Source organism: Steroidobacter gossypii (genome assembly GCF_016801985.1).
In the GTDB taxonomy this organism is placed as follows: Bacteria; Pseudomonadota; Gammaproteobacteria; order Steroidobacterales; family Steroidobacteraceae; genus Steroidobacter; species Steroidobacter gossypii.
Genome location: NZ_JAEVLS010000005.1, coordinates 29930 through 47556, shown reverse-complemented (window position 1 = coordinate 47556; position 17627 = coordinate 29930). Strand labels below are relative to the sequence as shown.

Sequence of the window (17627 nt, the reverse complement as noted above, 5' to 3'; positions counted from 1 at the left end):
TATCGGCGTCAGCGATGTTGTTGTATGTGCTCGCACAGCCAGGCGCGAGCAAAGGTCCAATCGCGCTTGACGGTCGCGGGGGAGAGATCCATGGCGCGTGCCGTGTCCTCGATGCTCATGTTGGCGAAGAAGCGCAGGGACACGACTTCGGCCAGGCGCGCATCTTCGGTGGCGAGTCGATCGAGCGCCTCGTTGACCGCGAGCACATCCATATCCTGCTCCGGCGCGCTGATGTCCAGATCCGACAGGGTGACGCGCTCATGGCCGGCGCCGCGCTTCTCGGCTCGCTTGCGTCGCGCATGATCGACGAGGATCCGGCGCATCGCCTGGGCCGCCGCGCCAAAGAAATGCCGCCGGTTTTGCCAGTCGCCCGAGCCGGGATCGAGCCTCAAGTACACCTCGTTGACCAGAGCGGTGGGCTGCAGCGTATGGCCAGGGCGCTCCTTGCGCATGCTGGATTCGGCAAGCAGGCGCAATTCGTCGTAGACCGCTGAATACAGTCGTTCCAGGGCGCCCTGTTCGCCGCCACCTGCCGCATCGAGCAGGCGTGTCACATCACTGCCGGCCATGTCGCGTACTTTTTTTGTTTCCCGTGAGCCAGTCCGGCGGACCACTGCGCATGGGTCAGCAGGAGCAGGAGCGAGCCATCGGCTCCGGCGACATCTTAGTACGACTCATATCAGTGGAGATACGACTGTGACTTTCGATACAAATCTCAAGGGACGTTTATTGGCCACGACGGTGGCCGCGCTGTTGCTCACGGCTTGCGGAGGCGGTGGTGGCGGATCAGGTCCGCAGAACGTTCCATCGGGCGGCGGCTCGGGCGATACAGGCACGGGCGGCGGCAACCCGGGCCCCAGCCAGGGCGGCGGTGGCGATACCGGTCCCGGCTCGTCCTCGCCGAATCCCGTCATCTATATCGCCGACCAGGACACCGACGACATCTGGGAGCTGTATCTGACCGACGCCGCTCATCCGAGCGGCTCGATCAGGTTGAATGGTCCGCTGGTGGCCGGCGGCAGCGTGGATCGCTGGGCGGCCTCGCCGAATGGCCAGCAAGCGATTTACATCGCGGATGCGGCCATCTCCGGACGATACGAGCTGTATGTGGTCGATCTCGCCAACCCCGGCGCGGCGACCCGGCTGAGTGCTCCACTGCAGGCGAACCGCGACGTGCTCGACTTCGCCATCAGCCCGGACGGCGCCAAAGTCGCGTATCGCGCCGACGTGGCGGACGACGTGTTCGAGTTGTTCATTGTCGATATTGCAAATCCTGGCGTGGCGACCAAGCTCAACGCGCCGCTGGCCCCCGGCGGATGGGTTCGTGACAACTACGAGTTCAGCCCGGATGGGGCTCGCGTGCTCTACCGCGCCGATCAAAACACGGCGGATGCGTTCGAGCTTTTCATCGTCGATATCGCCTCGCCCGGCGTCGCGCAACGAGTGAACCCGGCGCTCGGAGCGGATCGTGATGTGTACGATGAGTTCACTTTCAGCCCGGACGGTCAACATATCGGTTACGTCGCGGATCAGGATGCAAATGACGTGCTGGAGCTGTACACCGTCCCGCTGACCGATCTGGGCTCCAGCCAGAAGCTCAACGGCGCCATGGTGAGCGGCGGCGACGTGTGTCGCTTCCAGTTCGCGCCGGATTCGATGCGCGTTGCCTACTGCGCCGATCAAACGACCGATGGTGTCGTCGAGCTGTACACCGCTGCGCTCGACGCACCGGGCGTGTCGAGCAGGATCAATCCACCGCTGGTTGCCAATGGCCGTGTCACGACCCTGTATGAGTTCGGCCCGCAGAGCGACTTCATCGTCTACATCGCCGAGCAGGAGACGGTCGGTCAGCCCGAACTGTATCGCGTGGAGCTCTCGATGCCCGGTGTTTCAACCAAGCTGAATGCGCCGCTGGTCTCGGGCGGCGGCGTGGTGGGCTTCGACATGCGTCCGGATGGAGCCCGGATTGCGTACAACGCCAATCAGGAATCGATCAGCGTTTACGAGTTATATGAAGTGGATTTCGCCAGCGCGGGCGTGGCCACCCGGTTGAGTGCGCCCATGGCCTCCTCTGGCGTCATGTGGTTCGAGTACACCCACGCGGGCGATCGCATGATCTACACGGCGGATCAGGAAAGTGCGGCCGCCGAGCTGTATCGGGTGGAGATCGATTCTCCGGGCGTCGCTGTCCAGATGAATGGCGCGTTGGTCGCCGGCGGTGAGGTGGACGATTTCGCGATCGTTCCCTGATCCGGGTGGAGGCGGCGCCGGCCCACGGCGCCGCTCGCCTCACGCGGTCACGCAGCGATTGCGCCCCGATTGCTTGGCCCGATAAAGCGCCTGATCGGCGCGATCGAAAGCTACCTCGGCGGAGTCTTCCGGCAACAGCGCGGTCACGCCGCTCGACACCGTGATCGACACGGGCGAGCCGCGAAAGTGAAAGCCGATCTCCGCGATGGCAAGGCGCATCTTCTCGCTGAGTTGCGTGGCGTCGGCAAGCTGGGTGCCGGGCAGGATCATCACGAATTCCTCACCGCCATAGCGCGCGACGAAATCGGTATTGCGGATCCGACCGGCGAAACATTCGGCCACCACTTGCAGCACGCGGTCGCCGGCGCGATGACCATAGGTATCGTTGATGCGCTTGAAATGATCCACGTCCCACACCGCAAGACAGGTGGGTTGTTTGAAGCGGCGCCAACGATGCAGCTCTTCTTCGATGCGCTTCTCGTACGCGAGGCGGTTGGGAATACGGGTGAGCGCGTCGATGGTGGAAAGGCGTCGCTCGTCCTGCAGCTGAGTGTGTAGTCGCTTGGCCTCGGCTTCCAGTTCGAAGATGCGCGAGCGCATCTGTTCGCTGCGCGCGCGGTTGGCCGCGACAAACGTGGCTTCGCGCTGCCGGAACTCCTGCAGATGCCGATCGATGGTGTCCAGTCGCCGACGCACCTGCTGACGAATCTGCTGCAGGTCGCCGCTCGACTCCACGGTCTCGCCCATGGCCTTGATCTCACCGACCAGCTGCGTGTTCAAGGTGTCGCTGTTCGCCTGCGACTGACTCTGGCTGTGGTGCTGTTCGGCGACGAACTTTCCGATCTCATCCAGCTTGCCGACCATGTGACTGAGCAGGCTTTCGATTTCCTGCTTGGCGCCTTCGATGCGCTGGATGCGTTGCCCGACCAGCTCCGTCAGCAACGCCAGCACGTCAGGCAACTGCGCGCTGCTCAGAGGGCCCGCGAGCTTCGACTCGAGCGTGTCCACCTGCTGCGCCAGTTCGCCGTCGCGTCGTAGCTCCGCCAGCAAGGTAATGAGTATCGGACGAAGGCGCGAGTCTTCGACAGTTGCTTCATGCGCGGTGTCGATCGGCTCATGAGCGGCCCCGGGCGCGGCGCCGATCGGCGGGTCGAGTGCGCCGATGGCTTCGGTGAGCGCGGGAGTGAGCCTCTCCAGTTCTTCGGCGGTAGCTTCGCGCCGAATGAGGGCCTGCAGGTTCCTGATCTGCTGATCCAGCTGCGGCGCCAGCCCGATCGCGGCCGTGCACAGGCGACCCACCAGCCGCTTGAGCGCCGTTTCGATGGCGCGGAACTGCAGCTTCTCGCTTTCCAGCTTGTCCAGGCTGTCGAAGTATTTTTTGCGCCAGTGATCGGGATCGGTGGCAGTCGTCACAACACGTTACTCGGGCAGGTTCAGCCCTATGTCGGCAGCGGTCGCTGGCAGCAGCGGGTCGCGCGCGTGAACTGGTTCGCAAAAAACGAATATTAAGGGGAGGGGTGGCGCGATGCTTCAGGGATCCCCTGGCTTCGGCTCGCTCCGGAGAGCCTCACGCACGGTCGGTTGCACGGGCAGGCGCGTGGGCTCGGTCCGCTCCGGACAGGCGTAGAGCGCCACCGCGGCGATAGATGGTCCGCAGTGACACGTTCATCTCCTCGGCCAGCACCGCGGCAGGGACCGCGCGGCGCTGGCCGCGGAAGGCGTCGGTAAGCGCGCCGCCCGCCACCTGAGTCCTCTCCCGAGCGACGCCTCAGTCGCTTGCTGCCTGCGGCGATTGCGGGAACCCCTACGAGGAAAACACTCATCGCGGCGACCGCTGCGATCGAAGCACTTGAGATGCAATTCGCGAATTGCAGATACCAAGCGCCTATTCTTTCCGTATTGTTGCTGCATCAACGTCATCGCTCAGGTAAATGCCGACACCGGCCGACACCCATGCCCGGGACTCGTTCCTTCCAGCGCCGCGCCGCCCGATCGATATTGGGCTTCACCCTGGTGGAGCTCATGGTCACGATCGCTATCGCCGGAATTCTGCTGGCGGTCGCGGTGCCCTCGTTCAATCAGCTGATGGTCACGAATCGACTGACCGCGCAGGCGAATGAAATGGTGGCGGCGATGAACTTCGCGCGCTCCGAGGCGATCAAGCGCAACACCCGTATTTCCTTTTGTCGCGCCAGTTCATCGACCGCGACCAACTGCGCCGCCACGGCTGCCAGCTGGCGCAATTGGATCGTCACGCAGGGCGATGGCACCGTGGTTCGCCGCGGCGTCGTGAATACCTTCGAAGGCGGCATCTCGGTGCAGTCCACCTTGACGGGCGATCGTGTGACGTTCGGCGCCGACGGGTTGGCTCGCACGGGAACGGCGATCATCACCAATCAACGCATCAGTATCTGTGCGCCGCGCGATCGCGCCGGCCGACGCGTCGTGCTCGGCGCGGGTAGTCGATTGTCCACGGAGTCGTACACAGGAAGTTGCGGGGCATGAGCATGAAGGATCGATCCGCTCACGGGCGTCGCGCACAGCGCGGCGTCGGTCTCATCGAAGTGCTGATCTCGGTGCTGGTGCTGTCGTTCGGCATGCTGGGCCTCGCCGGCTTGCAGTTATGGAGCCTGAGAAACAATCAAAGCTCCATGGAGCGCAGCCTCGCCGTGGTCCAGACGCACTCCATCGTGGACGCCATGCGCGCCGATCGCTCGAATGCGATCGCGGGCAACTTCAACACCGATGCGACGGAAAGCGAGAGCGAAGGAAGCACCTTTGCGCTGGAGTCTCTGGCGAACTGGCGCGAGAGCCTCATCGACGCACTCGGCCCGGGCGCGACCGGCGATGTGTTGTGCGACGAAGAGCTGTGCACGATCACCGTGCGTTGGAACGATGAGCGCGCCGCGGCCGCCCTCGAAGGGTCGACCGATACTCAGCTGGAAATCACCACCCAGGTGCGGCTGTGAGATCGCGCGGCTTCACCCTGATCGAGTTGATGATCTCCATGCTGCTGGGCCTGGTGGTCATCGGCGGCGCAATGGGCGTGATCCTCGCCAATCGTCAGAGTTACCGCACCAACGAAGGTCTGTCGCAGGTTCAGGAGAGTGCGCGCACAGCGTTCGAACTTTTGGCGCGCGATGTGCGGCAGGCGGGCGTCACAGGTTGTAACAACGACGGTCGAGTCGCCAATGTGCTCAACGATGAGGGCGTATGGTGGCAAACCTGGTTCGGTCTGCGCGGGTTCGACGGAACGCAAGCCGATGGCGCGGCCGGCTTTGGCGGCGCCCTGCCGAACAATCGCGTGCAGGGCACCGATTCGATCCAGCTGCAAGGGATCGAGGGCACCGGGCATGCAGTCGCCCAGCATGTGCCCCACTCGGCGATGTTTCACATCACCGCCCCGACCACCGAGATCGCCCAGGGCGACATCCTGATGGTGTGCGACTTCGATCACGCAGCCATCTTCCAGGTCAGCAACTACAACAGCAACAACGTCGCGGTGGTGCATAACACCGGTTTCGCTGTCAGCCCGGGCAACTGCGCGCAGGAGCTCGGCTATCCCACGGTCTGCGGCCCGCACGGCGCCCCGTATGAATACGGGCTCAACTCGCAGCTCGCACGCCTGTCCGCCGTGTCCTGGTACATCGGTGACAACGGCCGGCCGGCCGAAGGCGGACGCTCGCTGTATCGACGCAGACTCGGCGCCGCCGGGGCTGAAGAAATCGTGACCGGCGTGACGGATATGCAGATCCGCTATCGCGCAGCGGGCGGCGAGGAGTTCTTCGATGCGATCGACGTCGACAGCTGGACCGACGTGAATGCGGTGATGTTCACACTCACACTGCAGAGTGCGGACCGACGCGTCACGACGGATCCGACGGTCGATGCCGGTCGATTGGAGCGTGAGTTCAGCCACATCGTCACCCTGAGGAATCGCGTGCCATGAAGGCCCGTCGTGGTCAACGTGGCGTCGCGCTGGTCGTCTCGCTCATTCTGCTGGTGATGGCGACGCTCATTGGCTTGGCTGGCGTGCGCGGCACAACCCTGCAGGAGCGCATGAGCGCCAACATGTACGACCGCTCGCTTGCCTTTCAGCGCGCCGAGTCGGCACTGCGCGCGGCCGAGGAGGCCATCACCTCGAGTGGACTCATCACCGATCTGGGCGGCGTGGATTGTTCCACCGGCGCCGCCGTGCCATGCCCGGTGCTGCCACAGAACACATTCTCCGGCACCAATGCCAACTGGATCGCCGTCGACGCCGAGCACGACGTGAATGACGAGAGAACGCCGGGCACCCCGGAATATTTCATACAGTTCATCGGCACGGGCAGCGCCGACGGCGACCTGGGTCTGAATGCGAATGCCGGCTATGGCTCCTACGGCAATCTGGACTCCGAAGGGAACGTCGCCTTCTATCGCGTCACCGCACGCAGCAGCGCGCCTGCCGACGCGGTCGATCGATCCATTGTCGTGCTGCAGACCACCGTCAAACGTGCCATCTGATTCTGGCGCAACAGTCGAGGACGTGATGTCGATGAGCAATCCAACGCCGCGGAGTCGGCGCCGTAAGCTCGCCGGGCTGGGTTACGCTTGCATCGGCGCCTTGCTGACGATTCTGGCCGGCGCGGCGAGCGGACAGGACGCGAACACGAGGGTGTCGCAGTCGCCGCTTGCTGTGGCGGGCAATGTGCCGGGCAACTTGTTGCTGGTGCCCTCGGTCGAGTGGCCGACGCTCGATAGCATGGCGAACCTGGGCGCATACGATGTGGCGCGCGTGTATGTGGGTTATTTCGATCCCGGCAAATGCTATCGATATTCGTACAGCGTCACCGAGACGGATCGTCACTTTGCGCCCGTCAGCACGACGGCCACTCGGACCTGCAGCCACGCGGCCGGGCTGTGGAGCGGCAACTTCCTCAATTGGGCCGCAACCCAGACGATCGATCCGTTTCGCAAGGCGCTGACCGGCGGCTATCGAGTGCGCGACACGAGCACAGTCACTTGGTTGGAGAAGGCCCGGTTCGACGGCAATGGCGGCACGAGCGTGTATCCGAATCGGCGCGTTCCGGCGAGCGGCAACAGTTCCTCACTGGTGCGCGGCGCGACGCCGGCGAGTTGGAACGATCTGACGGTGCGCATCGCCCAGCTCGGCAACCGAATGCGCTTCACTCGCACCGGCGATCTCAATGGCAGCGGCATCGTGGCGTATGACCCTTCCGTGCATACCTCGCCCAGCGAAGCGGTGGTGTACGAAGTCAGCATCCGAGTGAAGGTCTGCGACGCCGCGATCGGCGTCGAGTCGAACTGCGTGCAATACACGCAGGGCGGCGGCTGGAAGCCGGAAGGCTTGATCCAGAAATATTCCGATCGCATGCGTTACAGCGTGTTCGGGTATCTCAACGACAGCAGCATGCTGCGCGATGGCGGCGTGCTACGGGCCCGACAGAAGTTCGTCGGCCCGAACAAACTGGATCCGGACAGCAATCTGCTCGTGAACAACGCGAACCGCGAGTGGGATCCCGCCAACGGCGTGCTGGTGAGGAATCCGGACCCGGCGGACGCCGCCGCCACCGCCGCCAATGTCGGCCAGGCCATCAACGACAGCGGCGTGATCAACTACATCAACAAGTTCGGTCAGATGACCACGGGCAATCACAAGAGCCACGATCCGGTGAGCGAGCTGTATTACACGGCCATTCGTTACCTGAAGCGGCAGGGCAATGTCGCCGCGTACACCGCTCTGAGCGGTACTACGACGGAGCGCTACAACTACGCTGACGGCTTTCCGGTCATCACCGATTGGGACGATCCGATGCAGTACAGCTGTCAGAGCAATGCGCTGCTCGGCATCGGCGATGTGAACTCGCATCGTGACAAGAACCTGCCCGGCAACAGCGTGGCCACCGATGAGCCGACGCGGCCGGGCGCGGTGTCTTCCGACAGCACCGTCAACGTCGTAACCGCAACCCAGAAAGTCGCGCAGCTCGAGGGCATCTCGATTCCGACGCCCTTCACCGGTCGCGAGAACTCGGCCTACATCGCCGGCCTGGCCTACGACTCGCACACCAAGGATCTGCGCGAGGATCTGGACGACATGCAGACGGTGTCGACGTACTGGGTGGACGTGCGAGAGAACCAGGTGCTCGAGCCGCGGGCCAGAAATCAGTATTGGCTGGCTGCCAAGTACGGCGGGTTCACCGTGCCCGAGAACTACAATCCGTACACCAACACCACGCCCTTGGATGCCTCCACCTGGAGCAGCGGCGAAACATTGTCCAATGGCGATCCTCGCCCGGAGAATTTCTATGTGGCGAGCGAAGCGGACCGGATGGTGGACAGCCTGAATCGCGCCTTCGCACGGATCGCCGCTGAGACAGTGGGCTCCGGAAGCTCGCTCGCGGCGAGCTCGACCCGCGTCGACACCAGCACGCGAACGTTTCAGGCGCAGTTCTTCAGCGGCACCTGGCGAGGCGAGTTGCGGGCCTTCAACGTGCGAAGCGATGGATCCTTGTCCAGCAGCCCCGCCTGGCGCGCCGGCGTGTTGCTGGCGGCCAGAGACTGGGCGACGCGACCGATCTATTTTCACAATCCTCAAGGCGGCAACGGCAACGCCCGATATCGTGCCTTCGAATATGGCAACCTGGGCTCCAGCCAGCAGACAGCGTTGGGCTCGCAGGACATAGTGGACTACCTGCGCGGCAATCGCAGCAAGGAGCAGTCGCAGGCCAATGGAACGTTGCGAACCCGCACCGGCGTGCTCGGTGACATCGTCAACTCCACACCGTTATTCGTCGGTGCGCCGAACCCCAGGTTGTATGAGGGGGCGACATTCACGGGCGCCTCCAGCTACGCGCAATTCGTCACCCGACAAGCCAATCGAACCGCGGTGGTCTACGTCGGCGCCAACGACGGCATGCTCCATGGATTCAACGCGGCGAACGGCACGGAGATGTATGCATTTGTGCCGGCGGCCGCGATCGCCAACAACCTGCGCTCCTACAGCGATCCGGCGTATCAGCATCGTTATTTCGTCGACGGCGAGCTGGCCGTCGCCGATGTCTACGACACCACCGATCGTGCGTGGAAGACCGTGCTCGTCGGCAGCATGGGACGTGGCGGCCCCGGCGTATTCGCGCTCGATGTGACCGATCCGACGCGCGTGGAGTTTCTTTGGGAGAAGACCGGCGCCGATCTCGCCGCGCTGGGCAAGAACATCGGTCGACCCGTGATCGCGCAGGTGGCCGACGGCGATTGGCGCGTGCTGATCGGCAACGGCCTGGAAACAACTGCCGGGGCGGCGCAACTGGTGATGATCGGCGTGCGCACCGGTACGGTCACCACCGTGAACACGGGCGTCGCAGGCAGCAACGCGTTGTCTGCTGTGCTCGCGCGCGATTCGAACGACGATGGTTTCGCCGATACCGCCTATGCGGGCGATCTGCACGGCAATCTCTGGAAGTTCAGCGAACTCGGCGCAACGCCGAGCGTCACGAGGCTGTTTGAAGCAAGCGATCCGAGCGGCGCCGAGCAGCCCATCACCGCGGCGCCTCTGGCTGGCCGGGATCCAGACACCGGCTCGGTGTGGGTGTTCTTCGGCACAGGACGTTATCTGAGCAGCGCCGATCTCAACGACCGGCAAGTGCAAACCTGGTACGGCGTGAAAGACGCCGGCGCGGGCGTGGCCCGACGCGGCGATCTGGTGCAAAGACGCATCCTGCTCGAGACCGAACAACGCTCGCTCGAGGTGCGTGTGATCGAGGACGGCGCCGTCGGCGATCTCGTCGGGCGTCGAGGTTGGTATATGGATCTGCTGTCGCCGGAACGTGCGCCGCGTGGCGAGCGCATCGTCGTGCCGAATCGTTTCCAGGGCGCGGCGCTGATGGCGACCACGCGCATTCCGGAAGTGACCGACGTGTGTCACCCCTCGGGCGCCGGCTTCATCATGGCCATCAATCCGTTTACCGGCGCGCGACTGGGCAACTCGTTCTTCGACGTGAGTCGCGATGGCCGTTTCTCGGACGAGGATCTGATGTCATTGAACGGCGAGGATGTGCCGGCTTCCGGGGTGGGCTTCGGCGACAGTCTGCACGATCCCACCATCACCGGCGACACCCTGCACGCGAACATGGATACCAGCGATCTCAACAGCATCAAGATTCGCAGGCCGGCCGCGGGCGCCGGCCGGATGAGCTGGCGTGAGATCGTGAACTGACGAGATGCAAGCTATGAGACTCAAGACCCCCATGCGCGGGCCGCGCCGGACCGCCGGTGTGACACTGATCGAACTGATGATTGCGGTGGCCATCGTCGGCATCATCGCGGCGGTCGCATACCCGTCCTATCAGCGTTACGTTGCGCGCACTCATCGGAATGCAGCGGCGGCGTGTCTGTCGCAGTACGCGCAGTTCATGGAGCGCTTCTATACGACCAATCTCACCTACGCCGATGCCGAAGCTACCCTGGGCTGCGCGACTGAGAACGACATGAATCGTCACTACACGTTTGCGGTCACAGTGAGTGAGGACGGGCGAGGCTACGTCGCGCGCGCAACCCCTCAAGGGTCGCAGGCAACGCTCGATGCCGAGTGCGGCGAACTCACGCTCAATCAGACTGGCGCCCGCACGCCGGACACGAACGCCTGCTGGTGAGCGCACGCATGGTCACGGTATAGTCGTGACTCATGAAAACTCGTGTGACTGCCGGCGATGAGACGAAGCATGTTGGCTCGACCTCCTGGCGAGCCGCGCTGGTGGATCGTCAGAACGAGCAGTGGCTGCGCCTGCGCGAGCATGGTGAGCAGCGTCGCCAACACCTATCCGAGCGCGCTACCGGCGTGCTGGCCGATGCGATTCAGTGGCTCGCTGAGTTGCCCGAGCATTCCATCCATGCGGTCGTCACCGATCCGCCCTATGGCATCGTCGAATACGAGACCAAGAATCATGTGAAGCTTCGCGCCGGCCGCGGTGGGGTATGGCGCATTCCTCCCTCATTCGATGGCGCCAAACGCCAGCCCTTGCCGAGATTCACGGTGCTGTCGCAGGAGGAAATCAGCGCGCTGTACAACTTCTTCGGTGCGCTCGCCTATGGGCTCAATCGCGCGCTCGTGCCGGGCGGCCACGTGTTTCTGGCATCCAATCCGCTGCTCTCGACCATGACTTTTCATGCCTTCCAGCGCGCCGGCTTCGAGAAGCGTGGCGAGCTGATCCGGCTCGTACAAACATTGCGCGGCGGCGATCGCCCCAAGGGCGCCGAGCGGGAGTTCTCCGAGGTGTCGATGATGGCGCGCTCTTGCTGGGAGCCCTGGGGAATCTTCCGCAAGCCTTTCAAAGGCACGGCGGCCGATAACCTGCGCACCTGGGGAACCGGTGGGCTGCGCAGGATTTCAGACGATGAGCCGTTCAAGGACGTGATCACGTGCTCGCCGACTCGCGGCGTCGAGCGGCAGATCGCGCCTCATCCATCGTTGAAGCCGCAGCGCTTCCTGCGGCAGGTGGTGCGCGCCGCGCTGCCGCTCGGCATCGGCATCGTGTACGACCCGTTTGCAGGCAGCCATTCGACCCTGGCCGCTGCCGATCGATTGGGGTATTTGTCGATTGGCACCGAGCGCGACGCGAAGTACTTCGCGTTGGGATGCAAGGCGTTTGCACGCCTGAGAGCGCTCGATGCGCGATCGTGACTATTCCGTTTCGACACGCACGCCGATGACATAACCTTCCCCGTAGATGGTTTTGATGATGGCGGGCGCGCGCGCATCTTCGCCCAGGATGCGGCGCAATCGGCTGATTTGCACATCGATGCTCCGATCGAAGGCGACCGATTCACGGCCTTTGGTCAATTCCATCAGCTCATCACGACTCAATACGCGATTGGCCCTCGATGCGAGCGCCTGGAGCAGGCGATATTCGCTGCCGGCGAGCGGCCGACGATGGCCGCTCGGATCGATCAACGTTCGAGAGATCGTATCGAGCGTCCAGCGCGCGAAGCGATAACGCACGGGCTTGTTCGGCACGCGCTTCGCGGCCTGATCCCATCGGCTCAGCACGTTCTTGATTCGCGCCAGCAACTCGCGCGGACTGAATGGCTTGCCGACGTAATCCTCTGCAAATTCCAGCCCGTGAACGCGATCGAGCTCGCCGCGCTTTGCGGTGAGAATGATCACCGGCACGCGATCCTCCGCGCGTAGCCGCTTGCAGATCGCAAGGCCGTTCTCCGCAGGAAGCATCGGATCGATCACGATCAAGTCCACGCCGCCGTTTTCCAGCAGCCGATCCAGCGCCTTGCCGTTGCTCACCGCGGTGGCCTGGAAGCCATTGCTTTGCAAGTAGCTCGACAGCAGCCCGCGAGCCTGGAGATCGCTGTCCACGATGACGATGTGCGCAAGCTCGGGCATGAAAGTGACAACCGCGGCGAATGATTGGCGAGTTGCGAAGTTTTGCGTTCCAGACTGAACGGCTGCTGAAGCAGTGACGAGGCTTGTCGTCTCTACAGTTGCGCAATGTGAGTCGACCGGCGCTCCTGAAACAGTTGATTACAAGTTCGCAAACAATCGAAAGGTTTCGCGGACGCCGCCATCGCTAATCTGCCGGCCGCTGTGTTGTGGCGTGGGCTGCGGTCGTATGCGATGCGTGGGCAGAAAGATTTGGGCGTGCTGAGAGCGATGTTTCTTTGCGGACTGGCGGTGCTGCGCGCCGCATCGGCGCGTGCAGCTTCGGATGACGCCGCGGCGTTCGCGGTGCAGGAGATTCGCCTGGAAGGCCTGCAGCGCATTTCCGAGGGCACGGTCTACAACTATCTGCCGGTCAATATCGGCGATCGGCTCGATGGACGACGCGTCGCCGAAGCGATTCGTACGCTCTATTCCACGGGGTTCTTCCAGGACGTGGAGCTGCGTCGCGAAGGCGACGCGCTCATCGTCGTGGTCAGGGAGCGACCGGTGATCGCAAGTTTCGACATCAAGGGCAACAAGGACATCAAAACAGAGGATCTGCAGAAGTCCCTGCGTGGCGTGGGGCTTGCCACCGGCAAGAGTTTCGATGAGTCCGTGCTCGATGAGGTCAAGCAATATCTCACCGACCAATACTTCTCACGCGGCAAGTACGGCGTGCGGATCGATACCACCGCGGAGGAGATGCCGGACAACCGCGTGCGCGTGGCCATCGACATTCACGAGGGCGGCCGGGCGCGCATCCAGAACATCAATATCGTGGGAAATCGCAGCTTCGAGGAACAGGAGTTGCTCGATCAGTTACAGCTGCGCGAGCCGAACTGGCTGTCGTGGTATCGCCAGGACGACCGTTACGCCAAGGAGTCGCTCACGGGCGATCTGGAGACGCTGCGCTCCTACTACATGGATCGCGGCTACGCCGACTTCGCGATCACCTCGAGCCAGGTGTCGATTGCCCCGGAGAAGGACGAGATCTTCATTACCGTGAATGTCGAGGAGGGCGAGGTGTATCAGCTCTCCGAAGTCAAGCTCGCGGGCGACATGCAGGTGTCGGAGAACGAACTTCGCCAGTTGCTGTCGATTGCGCCCGGGCAGGTGTACTCGCAACGGCTCATCTCGCAATCGAGCGAAGCGATCAAGTTGCGCCTGGGGCTCGACGGCTATGCCTTCGCCAAGGTCGACGCCGTGCCCCAGCTGGATAAGGACAAAAAACAAGTGGCGCTGGCCATGGTGGTCGACGCCGGTCATCGAGTGTATGTGCGGCGGATCAATTTCCTCGGCACCACCGATGTGAATGACGACGTGCTCCGGCGCGAAATGCGTCAGCTGGAAGGCGCCTACTTGTCCAATCGCGCGGTGGATCGCTCCAAGATCCGTCTGCAGCGACTGCCCTTCATCAAGGACGTGGAGATCGAGACGCATCCGGTGCCGGGCACGCCGGATCTGGTCGACGTCGACGTGACGGTCGAGCCGGGACTGCCTGGGCAGTTCGGCGGCGGCATCGGCTACTCCGAGTCTCAATCATTCATCTTGAACGGCAACATCACGCACGCCAATTTCATGGGCACCGGCCAGCGCATCAGCGCCGAGTTCAATGGCGGTGAATATGCAAAGGCGTACAGCTTCGCGCACACCGATCCTTACATCACGATCGATGGCGTCACTCGAACCGCGAGCTTCACCTATCGGGATGTGAAACAGCTCACCTCGAGCTTCTCGGCGTTCTCGACCCAGACCTACGCAAGCGGCGTCGACTTCTCGTATCCGATCACGGAGCTGCAGCACGTGAGCTTCGGCTCGTCACTGTTGCACACGGAACTTGCGACTTACGACAGCAGCTCGGAGCAGCTGAAGGATTGGGTGACCGATAACGGTAGCTCGTACCTGCGTCGTATCGACGGCGATTTCCTGCTCGGCACCGAATATGACGTGGTGGAGCTCTCCGCCGGCTGGCTGCGCGACAGTCGCAATCGTGTGCTGTTCCCGACGCAAGGCTCCCTGCATCGTTTCAACGTGTCGACCTCGGTGCCGACCAGCGACAACTCCATCGAGTATCTGCGCAGCTCCTATCAGTACCAGCAGTACTTCCGCTTCGGCTTCGTGCCTTTGCTGCGCGATGTGACTTTCAGTCTGAACACGCGGCTGCAGTACGCACGCGCGCTCGGCGACACCAGCGCGCTGCCGCCCAATCTGCACTTCTTCACCGGCGGCCCGGACACGGTGCGCGGCTTCAGCGAATCGACGCTCGGACCACGGGATTCTCTCCAAAACCCGTACGGCGGCGACGTTGCGCTGTCCGGACAACTGGAGATGTTGCTGCCCATGCCGAAGAAATTCGCGCAGAGCGCACGCGCCAGTCTGTTCTTCGACTTCGGCAACTCGTTCTACCTCGGCGACACCGAGTTCGAGGACAAGCTCGGCCAACCGAAGGAGTACGACTTCGACATGCGCGAGCTGCGCGCCTCGGTGGGCGTCGGTGTGCAGTGGCTCGCACCTCTTGGCTTGTTCCGTTTCAGCTACGCCATCCCGATCAGATACCAGCGCGAGACCTATCGACACTGGGGCGACGACCTCGAGCGCTTCCAGTTTTCGATCGGCAACGCGTTCTGACCCTCGAGCTTCATCTGGAGATATGTCATGCGATATTCATTGCGACTGCTGGGCCTGCTGCTGTCCGCCGCGGTGGGACTGAGTGGCTGCAGCAGCGGCGGCGACAGCGCCGATGCGAACGTGCGCTTGTTGAACGTGAGCACGGGCTATCCAGCGCTCGATCTGTACGTCACCGAGGAAGACGCCGACACCGATGCGTTGAGGAGCTCGAATGTCGTGTTCGGCGCGCTCGGCGATTACGCGACGGTCGCTTCCGGCACGTACGACATCAAGTTCAAGAGAACCGGATTGTCGAGCACGCTGCGCACGGCGGGCGAAGTGCAGCTCGCGGACGATTCCCATGTGACCTATGTGGCCTTCGGCCCGGTCGGACCACGCTTTGATGTCACGGCGATCCTGGAGGATGTGGAGGAGCCCGAGGACAACGGTCGCTCCAAGATCGCGCTGGTGAATGTCGCGCAGGCGGGCGGCGTGGATGTCTTTCTGACGGAGCCGGACGTGCCGCTCGAGGATGACTCGCCGATGTTTCCTTCCGGCTCCGGTGCAATGATCACCGAGGAGAGTGGCACCTATCGCCTGCGCGTCACCGGCCCCAACAACATCTCCGATTTGCGCCTGGATGTGCCGAGCATCACGCTCGAGGAGAACCAGGTGGCGACGTTGATCCTGACCGAAACGACCGGTGGCGTGCTGGTCGACGCCATCCTGCTGCCACAGCAGGGGGCCCCGATCACTTACAAGAACACCAAGGCGCGCGTGCGTGGCGCAGTCGGTTTGCTGCCCGGCGCGACGGCGACGCTCACCGTCGGTGGCGTGCGGCTGCTGAACAATCGCGGCGTCGGCGTCATCGACAACTATGTCGACGTGGAGGCGGGCGAGGTGGCCGTGACCTTGGGCGTGAGCGGCGTGCCCGTTTCGGTGCCCAATCAGACGCTGGTCGCCGGCAACGACTACACCATGCTGTTGTGGAATGATGCGAGCGGCGTGCGCGTCACGCTGATCGCTGATGACAACCATCAGCCGACCGCGACCGACGACATGAAGATCCGGCTGTTGAATGGATTCTCCACGCAGAGCGATCCTCACCACTTCTCGCTCGCCTATGCGCCGGTCTCCGAAGGAACACCCGTGGGTCAGGCCTCGAGCTACGCGGTTGATGATGGCGGCGCCGACCAGCGACTCGACGTACAGAACACCACCACCGCGGCCACCGTAGCAACGGCCGCTCAGCCCGACGTGGATCTGGATGCCGGCAGCGTCTACACGTTGTTCCTGATCGCCGATAACAACGGCAATGGCATCACCATCGTGCGCAAGGATCGGTAAGAACTACTTATTGGATGTGAGCGGCGCGCGCCGATGTTCGGCGCGCTGCTGCCGATCGGGAAATTCAGTTCGGAGATCGAGCATTCCGACGAAGCTGCGCCGCGGCCCGCTCGCTAGATGCGAAGCTCATTGGTGCCTCTAGGGCACGCGCAGACCGCGCTCGATCAAGAGGCGCCAGATCTCCTCGGCGGAATCGGCGTAATCAAACAACTTCAGATCGTCCGGACTGATCAGCGATTCTCGAGTAGCACATCGAGATTCAATACTCGCTGCCAGTAGCTGCGATCGAACATCACGATGGGCACCACCGGCGCCTTGCCTGTCTGTCGCAAGGTCAGCAATTCGAACAACTCATCCATCGTCCCGAAGCCGCCTGGGAACACCACCAGCGCGTTGGCTCGCATGGCGAGGTGCATCTTACGCATTGCGAAGTAGTGGAACCGAAATGTGAGCTCCGGGGTGGTGTAGCGATTCGGCAGCTGCTCGTGCGGCAGCGTGATGTTGAAGCCGATCGACGGCGCGTTCGCTTCATGCGCACCGCGATTCGCCGCTTCCATGATGCCAGGGCCACCGCCGGTCGCAATGACGTTGTCCCGCCATCTTTCCTTCGGCGCCTTCGCGCCTCCACGCTCGCTCGCAATCCGCCCAAACTCTCTCGCCGCCTCGTACCAACGCAGTTGCCGCTCGATCCGCTGGATTTCCTTTTCATCAGGCGTCGTCGCGGCCTCTTTCCACGCCGCCGCCCGCTCCGGCGAGGGCACCCTTGCGCTTCCGAAAACAATGATGGTCGATCGCACGCCCCAGTCCCGCAGTAGCAGATCCGCCTTCGCGTATTCGAGCGCGAAGCGGACTGCTCGCATTTCATCGTGTAACAGGAAGTTTGTATCTTCGACCGGGAGGAGGTAGCTGGGGGAGTTGAGTTGGTCGGGGAGATCGGGGGGAGGAGTGGGCATGGGCGGGTGGCTGTCTGTCTATGGGCAAAAGCGATGGATCT

13 protein-coding genes and 1 pseudogene are annotated in these 17627 nt (G+C 63.0%); 10 read left to right on the top strand and 4 right to left on the bottom strand.

All coding sequences use genetic code 11. The annotated features are described in order from the left end of the window. Window positions 1-8: 8 nt before the first annotated feature. Window positions 9-569, bottom strand: coding sequence for a sigma-70 family RNA polymerase sigma factor (locus JM946_RS20675; RefSeq protein ID WP_203169272.1), 561 nt, complete (start codon window positions 567-569; stop codon window positions 9-11). Window positions 570-696: 127 nt separating this feature from the next. Between JM946_RS20675 and JM946_RS20670 the strand changes: the two genes are divergently transcribed. Beyond that, window positions 697-2250: a hypothetical protein gene (locus JM946_RS20670; protein ID WP_203169271.1), complete on the top strand. Its 1554-nt coding sequence runs from the start codon at window positions 697-699 to the stop codon at window positions 2248-2250. Window positions 2251-2289: 39 nt separating this feature from the next. On the opposite strand, the gene JM946_RS31340 is transcribed toward JM946_RS20670, so the two are convergent. Next, on the bottom strand, window positions 2290-3663 hold the full coding sequence (locus tag JM946_RS31340; protein ID WP_203169270.1) for a GGDEF domain-containing protein: 1374 nt from the start codon (window positions 3661-3663) through the stop codon (window positions 2290-2292). 540 nt (window positions 3664-4203) lie between these two features. Between JM946_RS31340 and JM946_RS20655 the strand changes: the two genes are divergently transcribed. From JM946_RS20655 to JM946_RS20625, 7 genes are read left to right on the top strand one after another with little or no spacing between them, the layout of a single operon-like run. After that, on the top strand, window positions 4204-4755 hold the full coding sequence (locus JM946_RS20655; RefSeq protein WP_269141066.1) for a GspH/FimT family pseudopilin: 552 nt from the start codon (window positions 4204-4206) through the stop codon (window positions 4753-4755). A 2-nt stretch (window positions 4756-4757) separates the two neighbouring features. Beyond that, the gene (gene pilV, locus JM946_RS20650) at window positions 4758-5219 is read left to right on the top strand and encodes a type IV pilus modification protein PilV (RefSeq protein ID WP_203169267.1); all 462 of its coding nucleotides are present in this window, start codon (window positions 4758-4760) and stop codon (window positions 5217-5219) included. Next, window positions 5216-6199, top strand: a complete 984-nt coding sequence (locus JM946_RS20645; RefSeq protein ID WP_203169266.1) for a prepilin-type N-terminal cleavage/methylation domain-containing protein — start codon at window positions 5216-5218, stop codon at window positions 6197-6199. Before pilV ends, JM946_RS20645 begins: the two co-directional genes overlap by 4 nt. Continuing rightward, window positions 6196-6756, top strand: a complete 561-nt coding sequence (locus JM946_RS20640) for a pilus assembly PilX family protein (protein ID WP_203169265.1) — start codon at window positions 6196-6198, stop codon at window positions 6754-6756. Before JM946_RS20645 ends, JM946_RS20640 begins: the two co-directional genes overlap by 4 nt. Before the next feature lie 31 nt (window positions 6757-6787). After that, window positions 6788-10465 (top strand): pilus assembly protein, encoded by a 3678-nt coding sequence (locus tag JM946_RS20635; protein ID WP_203169264.1) that lies wholly within the window; start codon window positions 6788-6790, stop codon window positions 10463-10465. Between the two features lie 13 nt (window positions 10466-10478). Continuing rightward, the gene (locus JM946_RS30595; RefSeq protein WP_322110961.1) at window positions 10479-10901 is read left to right on the top strand and encodes a type IV pilin protein; all 423 of its coding nucleotides are present in this window, start codon (window positions 10479-10481) and stop codon (window positions 10899-10901) included. Window positions 10902-10933: 32 nt separating this feature from the next. Next, window positions 10934-11929, top strand: a complete 996-nt coding sequence (locus tag JM946_RS20625) for a DNA-methyltransferase (protein ID WP_203169263.1) — start codon at window positions 10934-10936, stop codon at window positions 11927-11929. Here the strand turns inward: JM946_RS20625 and JM946_RS20620 are convergent, their stop codons facing one another. Continuing rightward, on the bottom strand, window positions 11930-12643 hold the full coding sequence (locus JM946_RS20620) for a response regulator (protein ID WP_203169262.1): 714 nt from the start codon (window positions 12641-12643) through the stop codon (window positions 11930-11932). It abuts the gene before it with no gap. A 255-nt stretch (window positions 12644-12898) separates the two neighbouring features. Between JM946_RS20620 and bamA the strand changes: the two genes are divergently transcribed. Both bamA and JM946_RS20610 read left to right on the top strand, forming a co-directional pair. After that, the gene (bamA, locus tag JM946_RS20615) at window positions 12899-15307 is read left to right on the top strand and encodes an outer membrane protein assembly factor BamA (protein WP_203169261.1); all 2409 of its coding nucleotides are present in this window, start codon (window positions 12899-12901) and stop codon (window positions 15305-15307) included. A 27-nt stretch (window positions 15308-15334) separates the two neighbouring features. Further along, a complete protein-coding gene (locus JM946_RS20610) occupies window positions 15335-16633 on the top strand; it encodes a DUF4397 domain-containing protein (protein ID WP_203169260.1) in 1299 nt (432 codons plus the stop codon). A gap of 138 nt (window positions 16634-16771) precedes the next feature. Here the strand turns inward: JM946_RS20610 and JM946_RS20605 are convergent. Beyond that, window positions 16772-17586: pseudogene (locus tag JM946_RS20605) on the bottom strand (LOG family protein). Between the last annotated feature and the right edge of the window lie 41 nt (window positions 17587-17627).

Coding starts and splice junctions, on each gene's coding strand:
- JM946_RS20675 (WP_203169272.1), bottom strand. CDS start 569: ATGGCCGGCAGTGATGTGACACGCCTGCTCGATGCGGCAGGTGGCGGC.
- JM946_RS20655 (WP_269141066.1), top strand. CDS start 4,204: ATGCCCGGGACTCGTTCCTTCCAGCGCCGCGCCGCCCGATCGATATTG.
- pilV (WP_203169267.1), top strand. CDS start 4,758: ATGAAGGATCGATCCGCTCACGGGCGTCGCGCACAGCGCGGCGTCGGT.
- JM946_RS20640 (WP_203169265.1), top strand. CDS start 6,196: ATGAAGGCCCGTCGTGGTCAACGTGGCGTCGCGCTGGTCGTCTCGCTC.
- JM946_RS20635 (WP_203169264.1), top strand. CDS start 6,788: ATGAGCAATCCAACGCCGCGGAGTCGGCGCCGTAAGCTCGCCGGGCTG.
- JM946_RS30595 (WP_322110961.1), top strand. CDS start 10,479: ATGAGACTCAAGACCCCCATGCGCGGGCCGCGCCGGACCGCCGGTGTG.
- JM946_RS20625 (WP_203169263.1), top strand. CDS start 10,934: ATGAAAACTCGTGTGACTGCCGGCGATGAGACGAAGCATGTTGGCTCG.
- JM946_RS20620 (WP_203169262.1), bottom strand. CDS start 12,643: ATGCCCGAGCTTGCGCACATCGTCATCGTGGACAGCGATCTCCAGGCT.
- JM946_RS20610 (WP_203169260.1), top strand. CDS start 15,335: ATGCGATATTCATTGCGACTGCTGGGCCTGCTGCTGTCCGCCGCGGTG.